Below are 7169 nucleotides of genomic sequence, written 5' to 3'. Positions count from 1 at the left end.
GAGGCCCGCCGCGCGGGCAAGGGCGTGACCGTCGCCGCCGCCCACGCCGTGCTCCCAGTAGACGACCGGCTCCGGACCCTCGCCCCGCCGGGCCCGCAGCGCCGCCTCGTCGATGGCGTGCCGCATCATCAGCTCGGCGGCCTTGGCCGCGCACGCCTGCGCCTCCGCCTCCGGGGTCTCCGGATGCTCGGCGCGGGCCAGCAGCGCGCGGACCCTGCTCTCGTGGTCGATCGTCATGTCGACGGTGCGTAACCGCGCGCCCCTGAACGGGCGAGCTGCCAGTTATGTGATGAAAACATGTGGTAAAGCGTCCTTAAAGATCGTTTATAGGGATTCGGGGATCAGTGTGGAGATCTTCGCGTAGCGTGGTCGCGGTCCCCCCGCCGATCATTCAGGAAGCCGTCCACCCCCCATGGAAGCGTCCCACCGGTTCGAGATCCCACGCCTGCCCCATCTCGCGTTGCACGCGCTGCCCCGGGTCTTCGAGGGCATGATCGCACCGGTGGTCGTGTTCTATGCCGGTCTCGTGCTGCTCGGCCTGGACGGCGCGCTGATCACCGCGGTCGCCTGGGTCTACGGCGGCATTCTCCTGCGGCTGGTCCGCCGCCGGCCCGTCCCCGGCACACTGCTGCTCGCGGCGCTCGGCGTGACCGCGCGGGCCGCGATGGCCGCCCTGACCGGCAGCGCCGTCGTCTACTTCCTCCAGCCCACGCTCGGCACCCTGCTCGTCGCGATGGCGTTCCTGGCCTCGGTGCCGCTGCGGCGCCCGCTCGCCGCCAAGGTCGCGAACGACCTGGTGCCCCTGCCCGCCGCCTTCCTCGCCCACCGGCGCGTCCACCGTTTCTTCCTGCGCGTGTCGCTGCTGTGGTCGCTGGTCTTCACCCTCAACACCGCACTGAGCGTCTGGCTGCTGTTCCGGCACTCGATCGTCGCCTACCTGTGGATCCGCACGCCCGCCGTCGCGTTCCTCGGCGCGACCGCGGTCGTCATCTCCGTCTGGGGCTTCAAGCGTTGTGTGCGCGGCGTCACGGCGGCCACTCCGTAGCGCTTAAAGAACGAACAAAACGACGTCCACGAGCGTCTTTAGCGACGAGGCGGTTTTACTCGAGCCTCATACGATTACGGATGAATCCAGAGGATATGAGGGTTGCTGTGGTGCTCAAAGGCGTGATGACGGGAGCAGTCGTGGTCCTGATGGCCACGGGCTGCGGACACGCCGGCGGCCACGAGCAGGCCGCGAAGGTGTCCATCACCCCGGCGAACGGGGCGTCCGGCAGCCGCCCCGACCTCCCGATCGTCGTCACGGCCTCCACCGGCCGGCTGGGCGACGTCACCGTCCAGGGCGGCGGGGCGCGGATCGCGGGCGCGTTCGACGGGGCGCACCGGCAGTGGAAGTCGAGCCGTACCCTCCGGCCCGCCACCAGGTACACCGTCACGGCGACGGCGACCAATGATGGGAAGACCACCAAGACGAGCAGCGCGTTCCAGACGCTCACGCCGAAACAGACGTTCGCCGTCGCCGACATCACCCCGATGCCGAACGAGACGATCGGCGTGGGCATGCCGCTCATCGTCAAGTTCAGCCGTCCGATCTACAACCAGGCCGACGTCGAGCGCGCGCTTCACGTCAGCTCCGACAAGCCCGCCGAGGGCGCCTGGCACTGGTTCGGCCGCCAGGAGGCCGTCTACCGCACCAAGGAGTACTGGCAGCCGCACCAGACCGTGCGCCTGACCGCCGACATGGCCGGCGTACGCGGCGCCCAGGACACCTACGGCACCAAGGACTACGCCCGGTCCTTCACGATCGGTGACTCCCACATCAGCGACGTGAACGTCAAGGACCACCGCATGACCGTCCAGATCGACGGCAGGACGGCGAAGACCGCGCCGATCAGCGCGGGCAAGGGCGGCTCGCGCAAGTACACGACGACGAACGGCATCCACGCCGTCATGGGCAAGCAGAGCCCGGTCACCATGACGTCCGGCTGGGAGGGCGTCACGGACAAGAGCGACCCCGACTACTACAGCCTCACCGTCTACCAGGCCGTGCAGATCTCCTCCAGTGGCGAGTACGTCCACTCCGCGCCCTGGTCGGTCGGCTCGCAGGGGCACGAGAACGTCAGCCACGGATGCGTCAACGCCCCGCCCGCGTTCGCCAAGTGGTTCTACGCCCTGTCCCGCCGCGGCGACATCGTCAAGGTCAGCGGCACGGACCGCGAACTGGAGCCGACCAACGGCTACGGCTACTGGCAGCTCTCCTGGACCGACTGGCTGAAGGGCAGCGCACTGCACTGACCCGAGTTCACCGTGCCGTCCGTACGGGACGGCAGCCCGAGATGGAATCACTGGCAGGATGGATCTTGTGCTTGACGTTGTTGGCTGGGTGCATGTCTCGGACGGACGGCTCCTGGCCGTACGGGCGCGCTCGCGTGACCGGCTGTACCTCCCCGGAGGCAAGCGTGAACCCGGTGAGGACGACTGGACCGCGCTGTCCCGCGAGGTCCACGAGGAACTCGGCGTCCGCCTCGACCGGGAGAGCTTCCACGGCATCGGCGTCGTCGAGGCGCCGGCGCACGACCAGCCGCCCGGCACGCGCGTGCGGATGGCCTGCTACACCGCCGCGTACCACGGCGAGCTCACCGCGACGGGTGAGGTCGACGAGTGGATGTACGTCGGCCCCGACGAGCACCACCGGCTCGCCCCGGCCGTCCAGGCGGCGCTGGAGCTGACGCGGTGAAGGTCAGCGTCATCATCCCGGTCTACAACACGGGCGAGGATCTGTCCCGCTGCGCCGAGTCGGTGCTGGCCCAGACGATGGACGACCATGACTATGAGGTGATCTTCGTCGACGACGGGTCGGACGACGGCACCGAGAAGCGCCTTGACGAGCTCGCCGCCGAACACGACCGGGTCCAGGTCCTGCACCGGCCGCCCAGCGGCGGCCCCGGCGGCCCGCGCAACGCGGGCATCGACGCCGCCCGCGGCGAGTACGTCTACTTCCTCGACGACGATGACTGGCTCGGGGAAGAGGCGCTCGAACGCATGTACGCGATGGCGCTGCGGAACGACGCCGACATCGTCATCGGCAAGATGGTCGGCCACGGCCGCCGTGTGCCCCGGCTCATGTTCCGGGTCGACCGCGACCGCGCCGACATCATCGAGCACAACCTCCTGGGCATCCTCACGCCGCACAAGCTGTTCCGGCGCTCGTTGCTGCTCCGGCACCGGATCCGGTTCCCCGGGGGTCCGGTGCGGCTGGAGGACCACCGTTTCGTGCTGCGGGCCTACTTCCTCGCCGGCACGATCTCGGTGGTCGGCGACTACCCCTGCTGCCACTGGGTGAAGCGGCCCGGCAGCTACTCCCGCGCCCTGCCCGACCCGGCGCACTACCACGCGATGCTGCGCGAGGTGCTCGACATCGTCGACGAGCACGTGCCGTCCGGGCCCGTACGCGACCGTTACTACGCGCACTGGTACCGGGGGAAGCTCCTCAAGCGGTTCGGCGAGAACGGCTTCCTCGACGCCCCGGCCGACTACCGCCGGGCGTACTACGACGAGGCGCTGCGGCTCACCCGCGAGCGGTTCGGCGACGGCGTCGACGACTGGCTCCCCGCGCGGTTCCGCGTACGGTCGGAGCTGCTGCGCGCCGACCGCCACGACGAGCTCTTCGACCTCGTGCGGGCCGAGCGCGACATGCGTCTCGACGCCGTGCTGGACGGCGTACGCTGGCGCGGCGACCGGCTCGCGGTGCGGTTCACCGCGCGTCTCAGGTACGCCGACGGCACTCCGCCGGCGTTTCCCGACGGCCGGTGGGACCCCCCGGTGCCGGTGGACGTACGCCCGGAGGCGCTCGCGCTCGACGACCGCCCGTGGCGGCTCGACCTGTACATCCGCCGGCGAAGTGACGGCGCCGACCTGCCGCTGACGATCAGCGCCGAGCACCTGCGCGACGGCGCCATGGCCGGAGAGGCCGTCATCGACACGCGGGCGATGCCGTGGCTGCCGGACGACGTGTGGGACCTCGTCGCGCGGATCGACGGGGGCGGCTGGACGTACGAGCGGCGCCTGCGCGGGTACGCCGAGCACGTGGCCGCGCGCGGGCGCCTCGAGCCGTACCGGACGGTCAACGGCAACCTCAGCGTCCGCGTGCACCCCGTCAAGGTGTCGCCGAAGGGTCCGTTCCGGCGTGCGGCGCGGTGGCTGCCGGGCTCCCGGCTGGGAGGCCGGCGCACACGGGCCTGAGGGAACGCCCGGAGCCCTCCGGCGAGGGCTCCGGGCGCCGGCCGGAATAAGTGCCGCTCCGCGCGGTTCCGGTCAGGTGTGACCGATCACGAGATCTTCGATGTGGGCGACCTCGCCCTCCAACGCGGCGGCACGCTGCCCGGCGCGCGGCTCGCGTACGCGACCTACGGCACGCCGGGCCGCGACGCGATCCTCTTCCCGACCTGGTTCGCCGGCACGCACGAGGCCAACGAGTGGCTGATCGGTCCAGGCCGCGCCCTGGACACCGACCGCTACTTCGTCATCGCGCCGAGCCTGTTCGGCAACGGCCTGTCCAGCTCGCCGAGCAACACCCCGCCGCCCTTCGACCGGGCGCGCTTCCCCCAGGTCACGATGGTGGACAACGTCGAAGCCCAGTATCGCCTGGTGACCGAGCACCTCGGCATCGACCGGCTCGCCCTCGTGGTCGGCGCCTCGATGGGCGCCGGGCAGTCCTACCAGTGGGCGGTCGGCCACCCGGAGATGGTCGAGCGCCTCGCGCCGATCACCGGTTCCTCGCACACCAGCCCGCACAACCAGGTGTTCCTGGAGGGCCTGCGAGCGGCGCTCACCGCCGACTCCGCGTACGCGGGAGGCGACTACGCCGACCAGCCGCGAGCGGGCCTGCGGGCCTTCTCCCGCGTCTACGCGGGCTGGGGCCTGTCCCAGGCCTTCTACTGGGAGCGCGTCTACGAGCGGCTCGGCTTCGCCACGCTGGAGGACTTCATCACCGGGGTCTGGGAGGCCAACTTCGCCGGCTGGGACGCCAATGACCTGCTCGCGATGATGTGGACCTGGCAGCACGCCGACGTCGGCCGGACGCCGGGCTTCGACGGGGACACCGCCGCCGCGCTCGCCTCGATCAAGGCACGGGCGCTGCTGCTGCCCTCGCGGAAGGACCTGTACTTCCCGCCCGAGGACGAGGAGTGGAGCGCCCGGCACATCCCGGACGCCGAGCTGCGGGTCATCCCCGGCATCTGGGGCCACCTCGCGGGCGGCGGCGCCGACCCGGAGGCGGCCGCCTTCGTCGACGCGGCACTGCGCGAGCTCCTGGCGACCGGCTGAGCGAGGCCGCCCGGCCGGTCAGATCCTCTCGCGGGTGAGCGTCAGGCCCAGCGAGGCGAACTGCTCGGCCGGGTGGTGGTAGCCGCGTTCGATGTGGTGGACCCCGCGCAGGGTCGACGGGCCGTCGGCCGCCGCGGCGGCCAGCACCGCGGAGAAGCCCGCGCGGACGTCCGGCATCGTCACGTCGGCGCCCGTCAGCTTGGACACGCCGCGGACCACGGCCGAGTGGACCGAGTTGCTGTCGTGGAACCGGCAGGCCGGGCCGCCGAGGCAGGCGTTGAAGACCTCGATCTCGCAGCCCATCTTCTTCAGCGCCGGGACGTACACCAGGCGGTTCTCGAACACCGTCTCGTGCAGCACCGACATGCCCTCCGCCTGGGTGAACAGCACCATCAGCGGCTGCTGCCAGTCGGTCATGTACCCCGGGTGCGTGTCGGTGTGGACCGCCGCCGGGCGCAGGCCGTCGGGGGCCGACGCGGTGATCCACTCGTCGGTGATCTCGAAGCGGGCGCCCATCCGGGCGAGCGTGGTGATGGCGGTGACCAGGCGGTCCTGCGAGCAGCCGTGCACGCGCACCTCGCCGCCGGTGATCAGGCCCGCCACCAGGTAGGAGAAGGCCTCGAGCCGGTCGCCGGCGAGCCGCGTCGACGCGCCCTTGAGCCTGCGCACGCCCTCGATGACGATGCGGCGGTCCGGGCTCAGCTCGATCTGGGCGCCCATGCGCTGCAGGAACAGCGCCAGCTCCACGACCTCGGGCTCCATGGCGGCGCCGCGCAGCACGGTCTTGCCCTCGGCGAGCACGGCCGACATCAGCACGGTCTCGGTGGCGCCGACGCTGGGGTAGGGCAGGTCGATGCGGGCGCCGTGCAGCCGCGTGGCGCGCGCGGCGATGCCGGTGTCGCCGACCTCGACCTCGGCGCCCATGGCCCGCAGCGCCTCGACGTGGAAGTCGACCGGCCGTCGGCCGATCGGGTCGCCGCCCACGAGCGGCACGAACGCCTCGCCGGTCAGGTGCAGCAGCGGCCCCACCATCAGGATCGGGATCCGGTTGAGACCGGTGAACGCCTCGGGCACCCGTGGCTCGGCCACCGGGCCCGGCACGATCCGGATCTGGGACCCGTCACGCGTGACGGCGTGCCCGAGCGCCTGGAGCATCGCCCCGGTGATCTCGACGTCGCCGACCTCCGGCGCGTTGCGGATCGTGCTCTCGCCCTCGCCCAGCATGGCCGCGACCATGTGCTTCGTGACGGCGTTCTTCGAGCCTCGCACGTGGATGTCGCCGCGCAGCGGACCGGACGGTTCTACCTTCCACACCTCTTCAGCCACGGCGACCACTCTAAACGCGTCGGTGAGCGGCGGTACCAGCGACGTCACCGGAACCGGCGGGTTGCGGCGAACCGGTATGGAGTGGACGCATCTTACATCCGGCGCGACCTCCGGCCCGCTTCTGCTTCGATGGGTCAATGGACATCAGCGCCGTTGTCGGAATGTGGCTCGATCGTCCCCCGGAGGAGGCGTTGCACACCGCCGTGCTCGCCGACCGGCTGGGGTTCGGTGAACTGTGGATCGGCGAGACGGGCACCTGGGACGCCTTCGCGCTCGCGACGGCGGTCGGCCTGGCCACCGACACGATCGCGCTGACCGTCGGCCCGGTGCCGGTGGCCGTACGGGACCCGGCCATGATCGCGATGGGCGCGGCGTCGGTGACCGCCCTCACGCGGCGGCGGGTCGGTGTGGCGCTGGGCACGTCCAACCCCACGCTCGTGGAGGACTGGCACGGCCGCTCGCGTGCCGGCGCCGCCGGCACGCTGGAGGAGAGCGTGCGGGCGGTGGCCGCGCTGCTG

8 protein-coding genes are annotated in these 7169 nt (G+C 71.3%); 6 read left to right on the top strand and 2 right to left on the bottom strand.

The annotated features are described in order from the left end of the window. On the bottom strand, positions 1-237 hold a 237-nt coding region (locus tag ACFFNX_RS36920; protein ID WP_378210675.1), incomplete at its 3' end, for a DUF2786 domain-containing protein. 175 nt (positions 238-412) lie between these two features. Here ACFFNX_RS36920 and ACFFNX_RS36915 point away from each other — a divergent pair. From ACFFNX_RS36915 to ACFFNX_RS36895, 5 genes are all read left to right on the top strand, one after another. Continuing rightward, positions 413-1045, top strand: coding sequence for a VC0807 family protein (locus ACFFNX_RS36915; RefSeq protein WP_378210674.1), 633 nt, complete (start codon positions 413-415; stop codon positions 1043-1045). Positions 1046-1140: 95 nt separating this feature from the next. Continuing rightward, positions 1141-2295, top strand: a complete 1155-nt coding sequence (locus ACFFNX_RS36910) for a L,D-transpeptidase (protein ID WP_378210673.1) — start codon at positions 1141-1143, stop codon at positions 2293-2295. A gap of 67 nt (positions 2296-2362) precedes the next feature. After that, positions 2363-2737, top strand: a complete 375-nt coding sequence (locus ACFFNX_RS36905; RefSeq protein WP_378210672.1) for an NUDIX hydrolase — start codon at positions 2363-2365, stop codon at positions 2735-2737. Then, positions 2734-4242: a glycosyltransferase family 2 protein gene (locus tag ACFFNX_RS36900; protein WP_378210671.1), complete on the top strand. Its 1509-nt coding sequence runs from the start codon at positions 2734-2736 to the stop codon at positions 4240-4242. The genes ACFFNX_RS36905 and ACFFNX_RS36900 overlap by 4 nt, the downstream gene beginning before the upstream one ends. A 78-nt stretch (positions 4243-4320) precedes the next feature. After that, on the top strand, positions 4321-5325 hold the full coding sequence (locus ACFFNX_RS36895) for an alpha/beta fold hydrolase (RefSeq protein WP_378210670.1): 1005 nt from the start codon (positions 4321-4323) through the stop codon (positions 5323-5325). 18 nt (positions 5326-5343) lie between these two features. Here ACFFNX_RS36895 and murA read toward each other — a convergent pair whose 3' ends face one another. Next, complete coding sequence (gene murA / locus ACFFNX_RS36890) at positions 5344-6651, bottom strand: UDP-N-acetylglucosamine 1-carboxyvinyltransferase (protein WP_378210669.1); 1308 nt, start codon at positions 6649-6651, stop codon at positions 5344-5346. 137 nt (positions 6652-6788) lie between these two features. Here murA and ACFFNX_RS36885 point away from each other — a divergent pair. Beyond that, on the top strand, positions 6789-7169 hold a 381-nt coding region (locus ACFFNX_RS36885; RefSeq protein ID WP_378210668.1), incomplete at its 3' end, for an LLM class flavin-dependent oxidoreductase.

Origin of the sequence: Actinoallomurus acaciae (assembly GCF_042429965.1) — a bacterium.
GTDB lineage: Bacteria > Actinomycetota > Actinomycetes > Streptosporangiales > Streptosporangiaceae > Actinoallomurus > Actinoallomurus acaciae.
Note: the sequence above shows the minus strand (reverse complement) of the source record. Positions and strands in the feature narration are given on the sequence as shown.